Source organism: Brachybacterium tyrofermentans (genome assembly GCF_039526165.1).
In the GTDB taxonomy this organism is placed as follows: Bacteria; Actinomycetota; Actinomycetes; order Actinomycetales; family Dermabacteraceae; genus Brachybacterium; species Brachybacterium tyrofermentans.
Genome location: NZ_BAAAIR010000027.1, coordinates 45995 through 65457 on the forward strand (window position 1 = coordinate 45995; position 19463 = coordinate 65457).

At 70.4% G+C, this 19463-nt stretch carries 17 protein-coding genes; 6 read left to right on the forward strand and 11 right to left on the reverse strand.

All coding sequences use genetic code 11. The annotated features are described in order from the left end of the window. Positions 1–112 precede the first annotated feature (112 nt). From ABD093_RS05630 to ABD093_RS05650, 5 genes are all read left to right on the forward strand, one after another. On the forward strand, positions 113–1363 hold the full coding sequence (locus ABD093_RS05630) for an ROK family transcriptional regulator (protein ID WP_343923031.1): 1251 nt from the start codon (positions 113–115) through the stop codon (positions 1361–1363). Next, positions 1353–2189 (forward strand): ABC transporter permease, encoded by an 837-nt coding sequence (locus tag ABD093_RS05635; RefSeq protein ID WP_193116490.1) that lies wholly within the window; start codon positions 1353–1355, stop codon positions 2187–2189. The genes ABD093_RS05630 and ABD093_RS05635 overlap by 11 nt, the downstream gene beginning before the upstream one ends. Next, positions 2186–2974 (forward strand): ABC transporter ATP-binding protein, encoded by a 789-nt coding sequence (locus tag ABD093_RS05640; protein ID WP_193116489.1) that lies wholly within the window; start codon positions 2186–2188, stop codon positions 2972–2974. The genes ABD093_RS05635 and ABD093_RS05640 overlap by 4 nt, the downstream gene beginning before the upstream one ends. 77 nt (positions 2975–3051) lie before the next feature. Next, the gene (locus ABD093_RS05645; protein WP_343923034.1) at positions 3052–4050 is read left to right on the forward strand and encodes an aliphatic sulfonate ABC transporter substrate-binding protein; all 999 of its coding nucleotides are present in this window, start codon (positions 3052–3054) and stop codon (positions 4048–4050) included. Continuing rightward, positions 4047–5555 (forward strand): sulfatase family protein, encoded by a 1509-nt coding sequence (locus ABD093_RS05650; RefSeq protein WP_193116487.1) that lies wholly within the window; start codon positions 4047–4049, stop codon positions 5553–5555. Before ABD093_RS05645 ends, ABD093_RS05650 begins: the two co-directional genes overlap by 4 nt. Before the next feature lie 109 nt (positions 5556–5664). Here the strand turns inward: ABD093_RS05650 and ABD093_RS05655 are convergent, their stop codons facing one another. The 11 genes from ABD093_RS05655 to ABD093_RS05705 all read right to left on the reverse strand — a co-directional run bounded on the left by ABD093_RS05655 (position 5665) and on the right by ABD093_RS05705 (position 18496). Next, entirely contained in the window at positions 5665–7311 is a 1647-nt protein-coding gene (locus ABD093_RS05655) for an alpha-L-arabinofuranosidase C-terminal domain-containing protein (protein ID WP_343923036.1), read from the reverse strand. A 138-nt stretch (positions 7312–7449) separates the two neighbouring features. Beyond that, positions 7450–8019 carry a DUF421 domain-containing protein gene (locus tag ABD093_RS05660; protein ID WP_343923038.1) on the reverse strand — a complete coding sequence of 190 codons (570 nt, stop codon included), beginning with the start codon at positions 8017–8019 and terminating at the stop codon, positions 7450–7452. 84 nt (positions 8020–8103) lie between these two features. Continuing rightward, on the reverse strand, positions 8104–9210 hold the full coding sequence (locus ABD093_RS05665; RefSeq protein ID WP_343923040.1) for an ABC transporter ATP-binding protein: 1107 nt from the start codon (positions 9208–9210) through the stop codon (positions 8104–8106). Next, the gene (locus ABD093_RS05670) at positions 9207–10820 is read right to left on the reverse strand and encodes an ABC transporter permease (protein ID WP_343923042.1); all 1614 of its coding nucleotides are present in this window, start codon (positions 10818–10820) and stop codon (positions 9207–9209) included. Before ABD093_RS05670 ends, ABD093_RS05665 begins: the two co-directional genes overlap by 4 nt. Further along, the gene (locus ABD093_RS05675) at positions 10817–11851 is read right to left on the reverse strand and encodes an ABC transporter substrate-binding protein (protein WP_343923044.1); all 1035 of its coding nucleotides are present in this window, start codon (positions 11849–11851) and stop codon (positions 10817–10819) included. The genes ABD093_RS05670 and ABD093_RS05675 overlap by 4 nt, the downstream gene beginning before the upstream one ends. Before the next feature lie 24 nt (positions 11852–11875). Then, entirely contained in the window at positions 11876–13297 is a 1422-nt protein-coding gene (locus ABD093_RS05680; protein ID WP_343923046.1) for an MFS transporter, read from the reverse strand. A gap of 155 nt (positions 13298–13452) precedes the next feature. Further along, complete coding sequence (locus ABD093_RS05685) at positions 13453–14208, reverse strand: response regulator transcription factor (RefSeq protein ID WP_343923048.1); 756 nt, start codon at positions 14206–14208, stop codon at positions 13453–13455. Further along, on the reverse strand, positions 14201–15034 hold the full coding sequence (locus tag ABD093_RS05690) for a sensor histidine kinase (protein ID WP_343923050.1): 834 nt from the start codon (positions 15032–15034) through the stop codon (positions 14201–14203). Before ABD093_RS05690 ends, ABD093_RS05685 begins: the two co-directional genes overlap by 8 nt. A gap of 48 nt (positions 15035–15082) precedes the next feature. After that, entirely contained in the window at positions 15083–16528 is a 1446-nt protein-coding gene (locus tag ABD093_RS05695) for an ABC transporter substrate-binding protein (protein ID WP_343923052.1), read from the reverse strand. Positions 16529–16858: 330 nt separating this feature from the next. After that, positions 16859–17626, reverse strand: a complete 768-nt coding sequence (locus ABD093_RS05700; RefSeq protein WP_193116478.1) for a hypothetical protein — start codon at positions 17624–17626, stop codon at positions 16859–16861. 108 nt (positions 17627–17734) lie between these two features. Then, positions 17735–18496 (reverse strand): SDR family NAD(P)-dependent oxidoreductase, encoded by a 762-nt coding sequence (locus ABD093_RS05705; RefSeq protein WP_193116477.1) that lies wholly within the window; start codon positions 18494–18496, stop codon positions 17735–17737. 177 nt (positions 18497–18673) lie between these two features. On the opposite strand from ABD093_RS05705, the gene ABD093_RS05710 reads away from it, so the two are divergent. Then, positions 18674–19273, forward strand: a complete 600-nt coding sequence (locus ABD093_RS05710; RefSeq protein ID WP_193116476.1) for a hypothetical protein — start codon at positions 18674–18676, stop codon at positions 19271–19273. Positions 19274–19463 lie beyond the last annotated feature (190 nt).

Consider the following 19463-nt stretch of genomic DNA (forward strand, 5'->3'; position numbering starts at 1 on the left):
CCATGCGTCGACGGCACGGGCGTCCTCGCACCACCTCGTGACCCGCGCGCGCTCAGATCGATTTATGTCGAACTGTTTACGGAAAAAGTAACTGTCGCTAGCGTCGCCTCCCATGGACCAGCAATGGAGCGCCAGGGACCAGCATCGTGACGCGGTGCTGGCGCTGCTGCATCGCGGCCACCAGCTCACTCGTGGGGAGATCTCCCACCGGCTGCGGCTCACCCGCACCACCGTCTCCGGCCTGCTGGGGGACCTCCTGGAGTCCGGCGTGATCACCGTGACCGAGTCCCGGGCCGCCGCGGGGCGGGGACGTCCGGCAGAAGTGCTCGGCATCCACCCCGGCGCCGTGCGCTACATCGGGATCGATTTCTTCCACACCGGTGCGACGATCTGCCTGGCGAATTCTGCCGCGGAGGTCGTGGCAACCGGAACGGTGGACTATGAGCCCGGGGCCGGCTGGGAGCGTCGCGTCGCCACGGCGCAGCGACTCATCGGAGATCTCACCACAGGGGACGTGCACCTCGGTGTCCTGGCCGGGATCGGGATCGGGCTGCCGGGGCCCAACTCGGCCAGCTGGGACGGTTTCGCTCATCGGGAGCGCCCGATGGAGCCGTTCCACATGGTGCGGGCCCGGATCCGCGAGCTGTTCGCCGACTCCTTCGACTGCCCGGTGCTCGTGGATCACCACATCCGCTTCGCCGCGCTGCACGAGGCCACCAGCAGCGGGGAGTCCGACCGCCACATCGTGTACCTGCGGCTGTCCACCGGTGTGGGCGGGGCCGTGCTCGGCTCGGGCTCGGCGCTGCGCGGTGCCCATCTGCTGGCCGGCGAGATCGGCCACATGATCGTGGAGACCGGCCCGGAGGCCGCGGAGTGCCGCTGCCGCCGGCGCGGCTGCCTCGAGACCGTCGCCTCCCAGGGCGCGGTCCGGCAGCGCTGGCAGGACATCGTCGCGGCCGACGCCGGCGTCGAAAGCGCCCCCGACCCCGTCACCCTCGCGGATCTCGAGGTCGCGCTCGGCGCAGAGGACCCGCGCGCCCTCGCCCTCGTCACCGACCTCGCCCGCACCGTCGGCCGGGCGCTCGGCCTCGCCGCCCTCGTCACCGATCCTGACGAGATCGTGCTGGCCGGCGAGGTCGCCGTGCTCCTCGAGCCCGTGCTTCCCGTGCTGCGCGAGACGGTCGCCCAGAACTGCCTGACCGGAGCGGACCTCGAGCTGAGGATCGCGAGCGCCACCACTCAGCAGGGGGCCCGCGGAGCGATCGCCGCCCTGCGCTCCACCGACCAGCTGCCGGACTACTTCGCGGCGTCGCGAACCAGCCGCAGCCCCTACCTGACCTCTGGAGGTCGACATGTCCGCTGACCCGCAGGCCGCGGTGGTGAGCACCGCCGGCACCGCCCCACCCGAGGGCGGCCCCACCGCTGCAGTCACCAGCACGAAGCGGCGAGCGCCCTCGCTGCTCGTGCTCAACATCGCCACGATCTTCCTGGGCCTCGGCCTGTGGTGGCTGATCTCGCTGACCGGGCTGCAGATCCCCAGCCCGGTGGAGGTGCTCCTGGCCGGGATCGACCTGGCCGCCTCCGGCATCCTGCTCACCGACATCGTCGCCTCCCTGACCCGTGTCCTCACCGGGTTCCTGCTGGGCACGGCCCTGGCCATCCCCGTCGGCTTCCTCATGGGCTGGTACGGCTGGGCGCGCGGCCTGCTCGAACCGTGGGTGCAGTTCTTCCGCACCGTCCCGCCGCTGGCGATCATCCCGCTGGCCATCGTGCTGATGGGCATCGGTGAGCAGCCGAAGATCTTCGTCATCTTCCTCGCCGCCTTCCTCTCCTGCGTGATCTCCACGTTCCAGGGGGTCGTGCAGGTGGACCGCACGCTGATCAACGCCGCCCGGGTGCTGGGCGCGAAGGACGGCACGATCTTCGCCCGCGTCGTCGTGCCCGCCTCCACCCCGTTCATCCTCGTGGGCATGCGCGTGGGCCTCGGCTCCGCCTGGGCCACCGTGGTCGCCGCCGAGCTGATCGCGGCGCAGCAGGGTCTCGGCTATCGCATGCAGCAGGCCCAGATCTACTACGACCTCCCCACGATCTTCGTCGGCATCCTCGTCATCGGGCTCTTCGGCCTCGTGATGGACCGGGTGCTGCTCGCGATCGAATCGAAGCTGACCGTCTGGCAGGAGCGCCGATGAACCCGGCAGAACAGACCCTGACCGCCACGGACCGGAAGATCCAGGTCCGCGACATCACCAAGCATTACGAGGTGGGCGGCAAACGTTTCGAAGCCCTCGGCGGGGTGAGCCTCGACGTCGCGGAGAACGAGTTCGTGACCGTCGTGGGCCCGTCCGGCTGCGGCAAGTCCACGCTCATGAACATCCTCGGCGGCCTCGACGAACCCACCAGCGGCTCCGCCGTCGTCGATGGGAAGGAGGTGCGCGGGCCCAGCCCGGAGCGAGGCATCATCTTCCAGCAGTACGCCCTCTTCCCCTGGCTGACCGTGCGCCAGAACGTCGAGTTCGGGCTCAAGACCGCGCGGGTCCCGGCCGACGAACGACGCCGGACCGCCCAGCACTTCATCGAGATGGTGGGCCTCGCCGACTTCGCGGACTCGCTGCCCAAGACCCTCTCCGGCGGTATGAAGCAGCGCTGCGCGATCGCCCGCGCCTACGCCATGAACCCCTCGATCCTCCTGATGGACGAACCCTTCGGCGCGCTCGACGCCCTCTCCCGGGTGCGCATGCAGGAGCACCTCCTGGAGACCTGGGAGCAGGACAGACGCACGATCGTGTTCATCACCCACGACGTCGACGAGGCCGCCTTCCTCGCCAACCGCGTCGTCGTCATGGCGGCCAGGCCCGGCCGCATCCACCGCATCATCGACGTCGACCTCCCGTATCCGCGCACCGAGGACGTGCGCCTCAGCCCGGAGTTCACCGCGATCCGCAACGACATCTGGACCTCCGTCTACCACCAGTGACCCCGCCGGCACCGACGCCGACGACACCGCCCCCGCGCTCACTGCGCCCGCCCACACCCCGATAGGACACGATCCCCATGGACGTCACCCGCCGCACCCTCCTCGGTGGCCTCGCCACCCTCCCGGCGCTCAGCGCCCTCGCCGCCTGCGGGAGCTCCGGCTCCGGCTCGGGCGACCTCACCGAGGTCACCTACGGCTACATCCCCGACTTCAACGGCGCCAGCCTGCTCGCGATCGCCGAGGACCAGGGCCTGTGGGAGGAGAACGGGCTGAAGGTCACGACGCAGACCTTCACCAACGGCCCGCTCCAGATCCAGGCCCTGGGCACCGGGGACCTCGACTTCGGGTACATCGGCCCCGGCGCGATGTGGCTGCCGGCCTCCGGCAAGGCGAAGGTCGTCACCGTCAACGGCGTGGGCCAGGCCGACAGGGTCATCGCCCAGCCGGGCATCGCCGCCATCGAGGACCTCGCCGGGAAGAAGGTCGCCATCCCCGAGGGCACCTCCGGCGACATGATCGTGCAGCTCGCCCTGGAGGGCGCCGGGATGAGCATCGAGGACATCGAGAAGGTCGCGATGGATCCGGCGACCGTCGTCTCGGCCTTCTCCTCCGGGCAGGTCGACGCCGCCGGGATCTGGTACCCGCTGATCGACACCATCAAGGCCCAGGTCCCCGACCTCGTCGAGCTCACCCAGAACTCGGACTTCGCTGACATCATGCAGTTCCCCAACGTGATGGTCACCGGGGCCGACTACCCGGAGAAGAACGAGGAGACCACGATCAAGGTCCTCTCCGTGCTCCGCACCGCCATGGACTTCCGGGCGGAGGACCTGGACGCGACGATCGAGCTGGTCGCGACGATGACCCAGGCGGATGCGAAGGCTGTCGCCGGGGACGCCGCCAACGGCGAGTACTACAAGGCCGCGGATCTCGACGGGCTGATCGAGGACGGCACCATCGAGACCTGGCTCGAGGCCATGAACACCTACTTCGAGGACAACGGGAAGATCGAGGGGGAGACCGTCGCCCCCGCCGACTACTACACCTTCGATCTCTTCACGAAGGCGGGCGAATGAGCGAGCCCCGGAACGTCCTGTTCATCCTCACCGACCAGCACCGCACCGACACCCTCGGCTGCTACGGCAACCCCGACGTGCGCACCGAGCACCTCGATGCGCTCGCCGCCTCCGGCACCCGGTTCGACCGCTGGTACACCCCGACCGCGATCTGCACACCGGCCCGCGCCAGCGTGCTGACCGGCGCGGCACCGTTCCGGCACAAGCTGCTCGCCAACTATGAGCGCAACGTCGGCTACCAGGAGGACCTGCCCGACGGGCAGTTCACCTTCTCGGGAGCTCTGCGGGAGGCCGGCTACAACTGCGGCCTACTCGGGAAATGGCACGCGGGCACCGAGAAGCTGCGCGCCGACTACGGCTTCGAGGGCGCGGAGCTGCAGGGCTGGCACAACCCCGTCGACCATCCGGACTACCTCGCCTATCTCGCCGAGCACGACCTGCCCGGGTACGAGATCTCCGAGCAGATGCGCGGCACCCTCCCCAACGGCGGGCCCGGGAACCTGCTGGCCGCCCGGCTGCACCAGCCGCTCGAGGCGACCTTCGAGCACTACCTCGCCGAACGCGCCATCGAGCAGCTGCGGCGCTACGCCGAGGACCTCGACGCGAACCAGGTGCCCTTCTACCTCGCGCTGCACTTCTTCGGGCCCCACCTGCCCTACATCGTTCCCGACGCCTATTTCGACATGTACGACCCCGACGAGATCGAGCTGCCCGCCTCGATCCAGGAGACCTTCACGGACAAGCCCCCGGTGCAGGCCAACTACTCCGCGCACTGGACCTTCGACACGATGACCGAGGCGGACAGCCGCAAGCTCATCGCGGTCTACCGCGGCTACGTCACCCTCATCGACGAACAGATCGGCCGGGTGCTGGCCGAAGCAGAGTCCCTGGGCCTGCTCGAGTCGACGGCCGTCATGTTCAGCTCCGACCACGGCGAGTTCACCGGATCCCACCGCCTGCATGACAAGGGCCCGGCGATGTACGAGGACATCTACCGCACCGCGGGCATCGTGCGGATCCCCGGGGCGCCGGCCGGCCAGGTGCGCCAGGAGTTCGTGAGCCTGCTGGACACGACCGCGACCGTGCTGGACTGGTGCGGGCTGGACCCGGCACCGGCCGTGGACTCGCGCTCTCTGCTGCCGCTGGTGCGCGGGGAGGACGTCCCGTGGGACGACGCGATCGTGTGCGAGTACCACGGCCATCACTTCCCCTACCCCCAGCGGATGCTCCGCACCGACCGCTACAAGCTGGTCGTGAACCCGGAATCCGTCAACGAGCTCTACGATCTCGAGCTCGATCCCGACGAGCTCCACAACCGCTACGAGCAGCCGGAGATGCGGGCGCTCCGCACCGACCTGATGAGCAACCTCTACCGTCGCCTGCGCGATAGGGGCGACAACTTCTATCACTGGATGACCTCGATGTACGACATCGGGGAGGTCGACTACGACCCCAGCATGAGCGGTCTCGACGAGGGTGCCCACGGAGGTGTCGCCGCGGGGTGACGGGGCGTCCCTCGTCGCCGTACCCCCGCGGGCTCCCCGCGTCGAGGAGGGCGCCCTGCTCTCTGAGGGCGCCCTCCTCTCTCGAGGCGACTGTCGGGCAGGCGGCGGCTCAGCCGCCCACCACCTCCCACGACACCACGCTCACCGAGTGCGCCGGCGCCACGAAGACCCCGCCCGTCAGCTCCCGCGTGCTCTCGCGGATCCCCAGCACATCGGGGGAGCTCAGCGTGTTCACGGCGAACAGGTCCTCGGCGTCGGCGCCCAGGGTGTGCACCGTGACCGGGCCGTCGACCAGCTCGCTGTCCACGGCGAGCACCGCCTCGACGTCCTCGTCGGCGGAGCGGTTGATGACTGCGACATACCGGCGCGAGCCGTCCTTCGAGGCCGACGCGCTCACGTCGAGCACTCCCACGGTGGTCAGCACCGAGACGCAGTGCGCCTCGCCGCCCCAGCCCTGCTCGCGCCGCACCGGCTGGGTCACGGCGGGCCCGGCCATCCGGGCCGGGAGCGGCACGGTGCCGAAATGGTTGAGGTACAGGTCCCACACGTGGAAGGTCGCCGAGCGCACCAGGCCACCCTCGCGCACGGCGAGCAGGCCGTTGGCGTTGACGAGGTTCACGGTGTTCGCCATGGTCACCGGCACGAGGTTCCCCGCGGTGCGGTGGATCGCGTGGAACACCCCGGAGTAGAACAGGGCGTCGGCCAGGGTGCGCGGCGAATAGCGGCTCACCCGCCAGCCGTTCTCCGCGGAGACGCCGGGCTCGTCGGAGGGGCCGGAGGTGTCGCGCTCGGCGATGCCGCCGTCGGCCCCGGGCTGCGGGTCCTCCCAGCTGCGCGGCTCGAAGTGGCGCATGTTCCACTCGTCGAAGGCGATCTCGAGGGGGCTGGAGATGCCGTGACGATCCGCGGCGGCGGCGACCTTCTCGGAGAACCCCTGCAGCACCTTCTCGAAATACACCGCCTGCGAGACCACGGCGTCGAACTCCTCGCGCGAGGGATCCACGAGGTGGAAGCTCGCACCGTAGGCGTGCACCGAGAACCAGTCGGTGATCTCGCCGAGCTCACGCACCACCACGTCCGTCCACCGGTCATCGTCCAGCCCCACGCACACGAAGCGGATCGAGGCGTCCACCGCGCGCATGAACCGCGCATGCTCCAGGGCGTCCTCTGCGTAGCGCTCGGGGCTGCGGTGGCCCATCTGCCAGGGCCCGTAGACCTCGTTGCCGATGCCCCAGATCGGCACCGCTCGAGGGCCCTCGAGGCCGTCGGCCGCGCGCCGTCGGGTCATCTCGGTGTCCCCGGCGTAGTTCGTGTACTCGACCCAGCGCACCGCGTCTTCGACGCTGCGGCAGCCATGCGCGAGATAGGGGGTTGCGCCGGTGGCCTCGCACCAGGCGAGGAACTCCGGGGTGCCGAAGCGGTTGGTCTCCTCCGAGCCCCAGGCGAGCTCGAGGCGGCGGGGTCGTTCATCGCGCGGGCCGGTGCCGTCCTGCCACCAGTAGGCGGACGTGAAGTTCCCGCCCGGCCAGCGCACCACCGGCAGGCCCAGGTCACGGCAGGCGTCGATGACGTCCTGCCGGCATCCCTCCAGCGGGCCGTCGCCGCTCACCGAGAGCTCCGAGCCCTCGTCGAACACCCCGCCCTCGATGTTGCCGAAGAACGCGGATTCCAGGAAGTGGCCGTAGATCTTCGGATCGATGGGGCGCGGTCCGGTCGTCTGGGTGAGATCGATGCGGGCGGGGGACTGCGGGGTCATGGGTGCCTTTCGGAGAACAGGGGGCCTCGTCGACCCGTTCGTCGTCCCGACAGCATGGTGGCGACCGGCGGCTCCCGCAATGGAGTGCCCCGATTCTGGACGGGCGGCCGACGGCGCAGCCCCGGTCCGGTTCCGCGCTCACCCCGCGAGCAGGCGCTCCGGGATCGCCTCACACCCCTCGACGCCCGCCACCAGCGACGCATCGATCGTGGAGCCCTGGCGCACGATCGTGAGAGTGCCGCGGTTCTCGAGGATCACCAGTTCGACCTGCTGAAGGTCCAGCACGCCGGAGATCCGCAGCCGGTTCAGCAGGTCCGACTCCGACAGTCGACGCCGACGCAGAGCGCCCGCCACGGTGCGCCCGCCGATCATCACCACGGTGGGCCGACGGAAAGAGCCCATCGCGCGAGCGCGACCGGTGCGTCGCAGCGTGCCCATCAGCCACTCCAGGAGCATCAGCGTGTTCAGCACGAGCAGCGCACCGAGCAGGGTGGGGGATTCGCCCAGCATGGCCCGGGCGGTGACGCCGCCGATCACGGCGAGCACCACGAAGCTGCCCACGGTGGGGTTCGCCATCAGCCGCTGGCCGGAGACCTGCACGAGCAGGGAGAAGAACACGTACAGCACCACGGCGGAGGCGATCACGCCCAGCGCGCCGCTCCAGCTGATGCCGAGGTAGTCCTGCCAGATGAGGTTCCAGTCGATCATCCGTCCATTGTCGGGGACCGGTCGCGGCGCCGAGCACGGACGCCCTGCGGACGGCCCGGGCCGTTCAGGGAGCGGCTCGTCCGTTCATTCCGCGACGGCCCACACCGCCTCGGGCACGAGACCGACCTCGACCAGGGTCCCCGGCGGCCACGGTTCGTCCGTCGGCCCCAGCGGCCGGCGGACCACGAGCGTTCCCGCATCGGTCTCGACGTCGTGGTCGACGTGGTCGCCGCCGAAGGTCGTCGAGAGCACTCGCCCCAGACGGGGATCGACGCCTCGGCGCTCCTCGATCCGCGTCATCGTGAAGGCGTGCGGATGCCCGAGCACGATGCACTCATCCCCCTCCCTTCGCAGCTCGGAGGATGCCGGGACCTCCCATGACGAGCCCAGGATGCTCACCTGCGCCCGATGCCCGCCGCCGTCGTCCACCAGCCTCTCGACCTGCGTCGACAGATAGTTGGGGACGCCCACACGGGTAGCGACCCAGGCGCTCGCCGGATGGGAGTAGACCTCCCGCGGGGTGTCCACCTGCACGAGGATCCCGTCACGCATGACGGCGATCCTGTCGGCCACGGCGAGCGCATCGGGCCAGTCGTGGGTGACGAACAGGGAGGCGCTCCCCATCCGCCGGTGGATCCGCGAGATCTCCCGCAGCAGACCTCCGCGAGCGGCAGGGTCCACGTGCGCGAGCGGTTCGTCGAACAGCATCACCTCGGGCCGACGCACGAGGGCGCGGGCCAGGGCGACGCGCTGACGCTGGCCGGCGGAGAGCTCATGGGGGAGCCGGTCGGCGAGGGTGCGGAGGTCCAAGGAGGTCAGCGCGACGTCGAGCACGTCGGCGGCGGTGAGGTCTCCCTCGCGGCGCTCCACCGCGAAGGCGACGTTCTCGGAGACCGTGAGCTGGGGGAACAGCACAGGGGTCTCGAACATCATCGTCGCGGGGCGCCGCTCCACCGGGATCCGCGCCATGTCGCGGCCGCTGATGCGAACGGTGCCCGTGGGAAGTCGCTCGAGTCCGGCGACGCGTCGCAGCAACGTGGTCTTCCCCGAGCCCGACGGACCGATCACGGCGATCATCTCCCCGGGGCTCACGTGGAGATCGACCCCGGCGACGCCGCTCAGCTGCAGTCCTGCCGACGTCAGCCCCGCTGGCGTCGTTCCTGCCGGCGTCAATCCTTCCGGCGTCGTCATGATGACCTCGCTCGTGCGCCGAGGGCCGCGACGCTCGCCGAGGCGACCAGTGCGCTCGCTCCGCCCACGAGGAGGGCGACGATCCCGGTCAGGGCGAAGGTCTGCTCGAGCGCTGCCCGATCGAGCAGGTCGAGGGCGAACGAGGCCACCATCGGTGCATCCGGGGTGGAGACGAACACGACCGGGGTGACCGAGACGATGTTGCGGGCGGCCACCGCCGCCGCGGTCGCCGCGACAAGGGCCCCGGTCTGCGGCACCACGAGCTGCAGGGTGATGCGCCGTCGGCCCGCCCCGAGCACCTTGGCGGTCTCGTGCAGGGCGCGGGGGGCTCGGCGCTGCCCGGCACGCGCGGCGAGATGCACCATCGGCACCGCGGGTGCCATGAACACGGCCACGAGCGCCACCGATCCGGAGGCGAGCGATGCCCCGCCGACCAGGGCGGGCAGCTGCCCGAACGGAGTAGGGGTCTCGAACCCGTAGGCCAGGAAGATCGCGATGCCGAGGGTAGTGCCCGGCATCAGCAGCAAGGAGGTCTGCAGGAGGTCCACGCCACGGGCGAGACGCGTGCCGCCCTGGTCGGAGGCCCACGCTGTCATCAGGCCCACCGGGACCGCGAGGCCCAGTGCCACCAGCGCGTAGCGCACGGTCGACCCGATCACGTCCATCATCGTCGGCGTGAGCAGCGATCCCCGAGCCCGGATCATCGTGGCGGCGGAGGCCAGCATCAGGAGCAGCACGACGGCCAGGACCAGGACGCTCAGGACCCGGCAGCCGTGCACGAGGATCGAGCGGGGCAGCACCAGCCGCGGGCTCGCACCGTGACCCTGCCAGGGATCCACGAGCGCTCCGGCCTCCCGTCGGCGCCACATCGCCAGGAGGAGGGGGAGCACCGGCAGGGTCAGCAGGACGGCGATGAGCGCGGCGGTGCTCTCCCCGCCCCAGGCGATCACCTCGATGTAGGCGGTGTGGGCGAGGGTCGGCATCCGACCGCGCAGCACGGCCGGGATCGAGGGATCCGACAGGGCGGAGACGACCAGCAGCGCGGTCGAGACCGCGAGGGGGACGCGCAGCGGCGGCAGCAGCACCAGTCGGATCACCTCCGCGGCGCGTGCGCCGGTGACCCGGGACATCTCCACGAGGCGTGGATCCACCTCGCGCCAGGCCATCCTGATCGTCAGATACGGGATCGGCAGATGCGCCACGACCATGGCGAGGGTCATCCCCAGCGCTCCGTAGACGTCGGGCAGGATCCCGGTGAGCAGACCACCGCGCCCGCCGACGGCGACGACCGCTGCTGCGACCACATAGGGAGGGACGAGCAGGAGCCCGCCGATGGTCGCGTCGAGCACACGCCTCCATCCTCGGGAGAGCGTGCGAGCGGTCAGCGCCAGCGCGAGGCCCACCGCGGTACCGATCACGGTGACGACGACGGCAAGGGCCAAGGACACCGCCAGGGTGCGCCCGAGACCAGGGACGACGCCCGTGGTCGCGACCGCCGCGATCGCCTGCGACACCATGCGCAGCACCGGCCAGCCGACGACGACCGCTGCGCCCGCGCCGGCGACGACGAGGGAGGCCGCTGCAGCGGTGCGGGGCCAGATCCTGCTCACCGTTCGACTTCCTCGGTGTACCAGGCGAGGAGGGCATCCCGGCGTGAGGAGCGCTCGGCGAGCGAGGCGCCGATCACCGGATAGCGACCGTCCGCGAGGACGTCGGCGAGGTTGCCGGGAAGGTCCGAGCGGGTCGGGATCTGGTCGATGCCGCTCGCGGCGCCGGCCCGCTGGCCGTCGGCCGAGAGCGCGAAGTCGAGGTACTCCCGGGCGGTCCCGGGATGCGGGGCATCGGCCAGCATGGCGACGGCTCCGATCTCGTAGCTCGTCGCGTCCTCGGGCAGCACCACCTCGACATGACTGCCGGCGGCGCGGGCGGCCTCGCAGTACGGCGCGAAGGTGATGGCGACGGCAGTCTCCCCCCGCGCGACCACCTGCGCCGGCGCTGTACCGGAGCGGGTGAACTGGAGGACCTGCCCGTACAGGCCGGCGAGATACTCGCGGCCGGCGTCCTCGCCGAGGCGGTCGATCTGCAGCGACATCGCCGTGTAGGCGGTGCCGGAGGTGCGAGGGGATGCGGTGCTGATCTGGCCGTCCAGAGCCGGATCGAGCAGATCGTCCCAGGTGCGGGGGATGTCGGTGCCGAGGTCGGAGATCGCCTGCGGAGCCACGCAGAAGGCCAGCATCGAGGAGTACACGCCGCTCCAGCGGTCCTCGGGGTCGCGGAAGTCCTCGGGAATCCCCGCGGCCTGCGCGGAGCGGTACGGGGCGAGCAGTCCCTCGTCGGCGGCCTCGACGTACATCTCGGAGCCGCCGCCGTGCCAGACGTCGAACTCCGGCAGATCCTCGCCGTGCCGGATCCGCTCGAGGGCTTCCGACGTGGGCAGGCGCACCGTGGTCACCCCGTACCCGGTGCGTTCGGTGAACGCGCCCGCCCAGGCGCGGCAGACCTCGGCGTCGTTGGAGCAGAGGACGGCGAGGTCGCGATCATCCATCTGCCTGTCGCCGGTCGCCGTGCAGCCCGTGAGGGCCAGCAGTGCGAGCACCACCAGCGCACCCACAGCGCGCGGCGACCGACGAGGAGGAGTCATGATCCTTCGAGGGTAGGCCAGGGATCAGTGGTCGGACGTGGAGGCCTGAGCCTCCGCCGACTCCGCTGCGAGTCGCTTCTCCTCGCGGGCACGCATCAGCGCCTTCTCGTCCTTGCCGATCACCCACATGATGCCGACGACGAGCAGCGCGCATGCGGTCAGCACGGCGAAGGAGACATCCCACCCGAACGCGTGCACCATCAGGCCCACGCCGGAGGAGGCGAGCGTCGCGCCCAGCAGGTAGCCGAACAGACCGGTGAAGCCTGCGGCGGTCCCGGCGACCTGGCGCGGAGAGAGATCGATGGCCTGCAGGCCGATGAGCATCACCGGGCCGTAGATGAGGCCGCCGATGACCGCCACCAGCGCGATCGAGATCCACAGCGGAGCAGCGGCCGGAACCTGCCAGTAGGCCACCAGGGCGATGGCCGTCAGGGCCATGAACAGCATGCCGGTGCCGGACCGGTAGCCGCGGAAGATCTTGTCGGAGACCCAGCCGCACAGCAGGGTGCCGACGATCCCGGCCAGCTCGAACACCACGAAGCCCGTGATGCCGTCGGAGATCTCGGCCCCGCGCGTATCCGCGAGGTAGACGGTGATCCAGTTCAGCACCCCGTAGCGCAGGGCGTAGACGAACACGTTGGCGACGGCCAGCAGCACGATCACGCGGTTGGTCAGGACGTGCTTGCGGACGAACTGCCACATGGACAGATGCTCATCGGCGTCGTCGATCTCGACCTTCGCCGGATCATCGCGGTGCTCTTCGATGGGCGGCAGGCCCTCGGAGACGGGGGTGTCGCGGATCAGGAAGAACGCCACCACGGCGACGATCAGGGCGATCACCGCGGGGAACCAGAAAGCGGCCCGCCAGTCGTCGGCCGTCCAGGCCAGTGCGGCCGCCGCGGCGACGCCGAGCCCGGCTGCGCCCACGTTGTGCGCGGTGTTCCAGATGGAGGTCTTCCAGCCGCGCTCGTTGGTCGAGAACCAGTGCACGAGCACGCGGCCCGAGGCCGGCCATCCCATGCCCTGGAACCAGCCGTTGATGAACATGACGGTCGCGAACACCGCGATGGACCCGGAGACCCACGGCACGAAGGCGACGAAGAGGTTCGTCAGCGCCGAGAGGGCGAGGCCGATGGGCAGGAAGTACCGGGCGTTGGAACGGTCGGAGACCGTGGCCATGAAGAACTTCGAGAGGCCGTACGCGAACAGCACGGCATTGGCGATCAGGCCGATGCCGAGGGTGCTCAGCCCCTTGTCGTCCATGAGGAGCGGGGCCACCAGGGAGACGTTGTTCCGGATCAGATAGAACCCGGCATAGCCGAGGAAGATCCCGAGGAACACGTTCAGGCGGCGGCGGGGATAGACCCGCTGCACCTCCGCGTCGTCCAGGCGCGGCTTCGGGGGCGGGGCAGAGAGGAACCCGCGGCGCTTCGTCGGGGCAGACATCGTTCTCCTTCGTCATCGGGGAGGGACCGGACGCAGGGCGAGCCCCGGGTGCTCCCCGGGACCGGTGCTCCGTTGCAGCACGTGCGTCCATCCCCTTCAGCCTGCCCAGGCGTCGGTAACCGTGGGGTGGCGCTCGGTGACGATCGGTGACGAGATCAGTGCGGACGGGTCGAGGGAAGCACGCGCACTCGGTAGCCCTGGCCCCGGACCGCCTCGATGAGGTCCGCGGGCGCGCCTTGGACGCGCAGCTGCTGGCGCAGCCGGTAGATCATGGACTTCACCATGTCGCGCCCGCCCTCGGCGCGGCTCGTGCCCCAGACCTCGTGGAGCAGAGTCCGCAGAGGCACCGCACGGCCCGCGTCCTGGACGAGGCGGCCGAGCAGTCGCAGCTCGGTCTCCGGCAGGTCGAGCTCGGCGCCGTCCCAGCTCGCGCTGCCCCACTCGAGGTCGACCCGCAGCGGCCCGCAGCGGAGCGCCTGGCCTGCAGAGTCCGCGACGGACGTCGACCCCGAGGAGCGTCGCAGGATCGCCTGCACCCGCAGGGCGAGCTCGCGGGGGCTGAACGGCTTCGTGAGGTAGTCGTCGGCACCTGCGGTGAGCCCGGCGACGCGGTCGTCGACCTCCCCGAGCGCGGTGAGCAGGATGACCGGCACGTCGGAGGTCTCCCGCAGCGACCGGCACAGCTCGATGCCGCTCTCCCCGGGGAGCATCACGTCGAGCACGACGAGCTCGACCGGCTCGGTGTCGAGCAGGGCGCGTGCCGCGGTCGCGTCGGAGGCGGTGCTGGTCCGAAGCCCCTGGGTCTCGAGCGCGAAGGAGATGATCGCTGTCATCTGCTCCTCGTCGTCGACGATGAGGACCAGGGGCGCCTCCGGGGCCGTGGGGCTGCTGGAGCTCATGGAGTCAGACATGGGCGTCCTCCTGGGAGGGCCACGGCAGCACCACGAGGATGCGGGTGCCGCGGCGTACGAGGGAGTCGACGACGACGCGTCCGCCGTGCGCGTCGACGATCTGCCGGATCACGCCCATCCCGAGGCCGGTGCCCTGAGGGTGGCCGCTGACCTGGGGTGCGAACAGCTCAGCACGTTGTTCGGGGCTCATCCCCGCACCCTCATCGGACACCGCGACCGTGGTGCCTTCGGCGGTCGCCTCCACACGGACGGTGACCTCGGCATCGCTGCCCGCGTGGCGAACCGCATTGTTGATCAGGTTCCACAGCACCTGGCGGATCATGGCACGGTCGACGTCGAGCACGAGGGGTCCACCCCGGCTGTCCAGATGCAGAGGCGTGCTGCGGATCCGCCGCAGCTCGAGGACCGTCTCCCGGACCAGCGACCGGATGTCGACCGCGGTGCGGTCCAGCGTCGGCTCACCCGTCTCGAGCCTGGCTTCGAGCAGGAAGTCCTCCGCCATGCTCACCACGAGCGATGTGTTGCCCACGATCGTGTCGACGAAGTAGCGCTGCGTGGCGTTCAGCGGCCCAGGAGTCTCCTCGGCGAGCAGATCGGCCGCGCCCTTCACCAGCGTGAGCGGAGTGCGGATCTCGTGGGAGAGGACCCGGGCGGACAGCTTCTCGAGAGGGCCGCTTCCGGTCGCGCCGTGACCGTCTGCAGACGTCGACGATCGACGCTTCCCGAGGGCGATCGCTCCGCCGCCGACAAGAGCTCCCAGCAGGAGGGCAGCACCTAGCAGAGCGGCGAGCTGCCACCCCGCGAGCTGAAAGACATCTCCTGACATATGGCCAGGGTATTCGTGGATGCGGTCCGGCGGTGACAGCAGCCCTGTTCAGCTGGTGACCATCCCGTTCACCTCGGCGATGGTCGCCTCGGCGGCCTCCTGCGGCGTCGTGGTCCCGAAGCGCACGTCGGTCAGCAGCCTGGTGAAGGTGTTCTGCGAATCGGCGGTGCCCATGGGCTGCACGGCGGGGGCATCGGCCAGCTCGGGCGTGATCGCCTCCAGGAAGTCCACGACATCGTGGTCGGTGGCGGTGAGGGCGTCGCCCATCGCCTCGATCGCGGCCGGGTCGGAGGGGACCCCGCGGTTCAGCAGCTGGATCGCCTGCGCCGTCGCGTCATTGACGAGGACGCTCACGAGCTGCGCGGACTGCTCGGTGTTCTGGGAGGTCGCGGCGATCGACCAGTACATCGAGGCCTTCTTGAACAGGCCGTTCTCGGAGGCCGAGCCGGAGAGCGAGGGCGGGCGCAGCATGACCACGTCGTCGTCGGAGCCGACGGCGTCGCGCAGCGACTGCAGCTGGTTCGTCCAGGTCCAGCTCATCGCTGAGCGGCCCGTGGAGAACGCCTGCTGCTCGAGCGCCGTGGCGCTGTCCTCCACGGCGGCGTCCGCCGGAAGGGTCGCCCCGGACTCCTGCAGGTCGAGGTAGAGCTGGAACCACTGCGCGAGGGACTCGGGCGTGCAGCCCATCCCGTCAGCCGCCCACAGATCCTCGCCCTTCTGACGCAGGAAGATCGTGAGGTCCGCGTAGCTGGCCCCGCCGGTCATCCCGGTCGCGACCCCGGAGTCGCTGATCGCCGTCGCGATCTCCGCGAAGTCCTCCCACGTCCACGTGGTGTCATCGGGCAGCTCCACGCCTGCCTTCTCGAACAGTGCCGGGTTGGCCACGACCACCCAGGCGTTGGACCCGGTGGAGAGCCCGGTCAGCACGCCGTCCACGCGGCCGGCATCCAGATCGGCGGAGTCCAGGCCCGAGAGGTCCAGGCCCTCGAGGGACTCCAGATCGGCGAGCACGCCCCGCCCGGAGTACTCCGCGATGTACTTGCCGTCCATGTTGATGACGTCCGGCGGGGTGCCGCCGGCGACCTGCGTGGCGAGCTTGTCCCAGTAGCCGTCCCACTCCGAGGGCTGCAGCGAGACGTCCACCTCGGGCTTGTCCGCCGCGAAGGCATCGACCATCTCGCCGGTGAACTCCTGATAGAAGGCCGGGCCCCAGAACATGAAGCTCACCTCGTTCGAGGTCTCGGCGCTGCGCGAGGACGGCCCACAGGCGGCGAGGAGCATCGAGGAGGCGAGCCCGCCCGCGAGCACGGTGCGACGTCGGGGCCCGCCGGCGCTCCGGCGCACGCAGCCCGACCCGGTGCTGCGCAGCAGCGGCGAGGTGGGGATCATCGCGTGGGCCGACGGGCAGCGGGAGCGCCTGAACGCCGAGCCATCTGGCGAGCCGTGCGCCGAGGCGTCGTGGAGAGTGGTGCGGGGGAGCGGTGCAGTGTGCATGGGGATGTCCTTCGAGCGTCGTCGACCTCAGGAACTGCCAGGTGTGCCGGGAGCATACGAGACTGTGGATAGCGCTGTCCGGGGTGGCCGGGAGTTGCCGCGATTTCCCGTCCCGCCGCAACGTTTGCAGGGATTGTGCACTGCGAGAGCTCGCCCCTCAGCGCGGGGACGCCTGTTTGCCGGCTGCTCGCCAGCCACCATCGAGCTCACCGCGGCGAGTTCGCGTGCTGGAGCCGGGTCGCGCGGAAGGGTGGGACGCCGGGCAGGCGGGGCCGAGGTGCCCGACGGCCATGCAGTCCTTCCGGCCCCAATCCTTCCTCCCAGCCCCGGTCAGTCCTTCCAGAGGCTGGGGCCTGTCGAGTCCGTGGAGATGGTGAGCGTCGCGGACCAGTTCGGCCAGGCACGCCAGCCGTTGGGCTTCGCGTAGCAGTTGCCCTCGGCCTCCTCGCCCTCGGCGACCACCTGGAGCGCGGGCAGGTCCTCGTCGCAGCGTGGCGCGTCGTACGGTGAGTCGCCCTCCTGGGACTCAGCGACCGTCTGCTGGGCCTCGAGGTGGATGGCGCGGTCGGTGACCACGATCTCCTGTTCCAGCACGGTGTAGTGGATGGTGTCCCTGTCGATCACCGTCTGCTCGCCGGAGGTGACGGTCAGGTTCGAGACATCATCGACCTGGATCGTCGAGCGTGCCGACTGATCCTCGACTGTCACCGTGCACTCGTAGGTGGTGCTGTCGGAGGTCGTGCACTCCGAGCTGGTGGGCAGCTTCATCTTCGCCTGCTCGAGCACACGGCTCTCCATCGCGTAGCGCAGCACGCCGGCGACCATCTCCTCCTCGGTCGTGGCGCCCTCGACGCCCTCCTCCGCGGGATCCGGGATCGACGGTGCGCCCAGCTCGGCCTTCAGGCCCGTGGGGATCGGCTCTCCGGAGCCTCCGCGCACGTCGATGCGCGGGGCGATCAGCACGGCGCCCACCACCAGCGCGGCGATCACGAGCAGGATGACCCAGCCGGGGAGCCAGCCTTCCTTCTCCTCGGGGTGTCCGTCGGACGGGTCGGAGCCTGCGGGCGCGGCGGCACTCAGAGGATTTTCTGCACTCATGTCGATCAGGGTAGAAAGCTGACGGCGAGAGCGCAATTCATGGCGATGACGTGCAGTGCCCCGGCTCAGCCCTGGCCACGGTCCGGCCTCGTCACCCACCGCAGCCCCTCACGTCCGCAGGTGCGAGGCCCCGTTCAGATCCAGCACCGCGCCGGAGGCCCACTGCGCCTCGGGGGAGGTGAGGTAGAGGATCGCGGCGGCGACCTCCTCGGCCGTCCCCACCCGCCCGAAGGGGCTCTGCGCACGCAGTCCGTCGCCGGCCGGGCCCTCGAGCTTGGGCTGCTGGCGCTCGGTGCCGATGAATCCCGGCGCGACCGACGCCACCGCGATGCCGTGCGGGGCCAGGGCGAGCGCCATCGACTGGCCGAAGGCGTGCAGCCCAGCCTTCGCCGCCCCGTACGCGGGGGCGTCGGGCTCACCGCGGAACGCCCCGCGTGAGCCGACGTTCACGATCACCCCGGGCGCCTCGCGGGCGATCAGCGACCGCGCCACCAGGTAGGTGAGGTTCGCGGGCGCCGTGAGATCCACGTCGATCATCCGCGTGAAGCGCTGCTGCCACGCGGCGAAGTCGGTCTCGTCCACCCGGTGGTCGGTGCCCGGCCCGGGCGCGATCCCGGCGTTGTTCACCAGCACGTCGATCTGGCCGAGCCCGGCCTCCGCCTCGGCGACCACGCGCTGAGCCGTCGCCGGATCCGCGAGATCGCCGCCCACGAGCACATGTCCCTCGCCGTGCAGCAGGCTCACGGTCTCCTGCGCGGCGGCCTGGTCCGCACCGAAGTGCACGGCCACCTTCTCACCGCGTTCGCTCAGCGCTATCGCCGTGGCCCGGCCGATCCCGCGGGATGCTCCCGTGACCAGTGCACATCTCATGGTGGTTCCTCTCCGTCGGCCCGACAACCGGTCGTCCCTCCACCTTGCCGGACATCGCGGAGCCAGCGGGTGCGGCGCACCGGCGAGCTCGAGCGCCGTCGTTCCCCATCGCTCGCCGCCAGGGTCGCCAGGTGCCGCGGCTGGGGGAGCGACGGCGACTGAGATAGCGTGCGATCGATGCAGAACGATATGGCAGGCGCCGGGGTCGGGCCCGGACCGCACCCGCTGGGGGCCGAGCTGATGGACCTCGGGGCCCTGCGCCGCACCTCTGCGGGCCGGGGGCTGAGCGTTCTTCTCGCGATGCTCGTGCTGCTGGGGCTGGGAGTGCTCGCCGCCGTCGGGATCCTCATGGTGCTCGCCGTCGTCCATGGCGAGCCGTCCTCAGCGGTCGTCGGCGGGGTGGTGGCGATCGTCGGCCTGCCAGGTATCGGCGGGCTCTGCTTCTTCGCCCATCGCACCCTGCAGTCCTCCCTCTCGATCCACGAGCACGGGATCGTGGCGCGCCAGCCGTTCGCCGGGACCCTCGTGATCCCCTGGGCCGAGGTGACCGAGATGATCCACCCCCGTTACCCCACCCGGACTGCGACGTTCCTGGTCGCGCTGTCCACGGGGCGCTGGGTGGGGATCGGGCGTCTCAAGCTGAACCCCCGTCGGGGGCCGGACCGGGAGTTCCATCCCCACCCCGACGCCGCGCTCGTCCTGGACCACTACGCGCAGTGGTGCCGACGCCACGGCCGCCCCATCGCCATCCGGAGCTCGGGCATCTTCGGGGTGTGAGCGGGACGTCTCCGCGGGACCTGCGCCGGAAACCCCGGATGAACATCGCGCCACGTCTCCAGTGCACATAAGAGCACCGATCCAGCACAACGGAGCAGCGGCGTTACGGGGCTCTTCGCGGTTCGTGGTGAATGACCCTGCTGTGGCGGGTATTCACGCTACGGTTCTCGCGGCGCTGGTGAGCAGGATA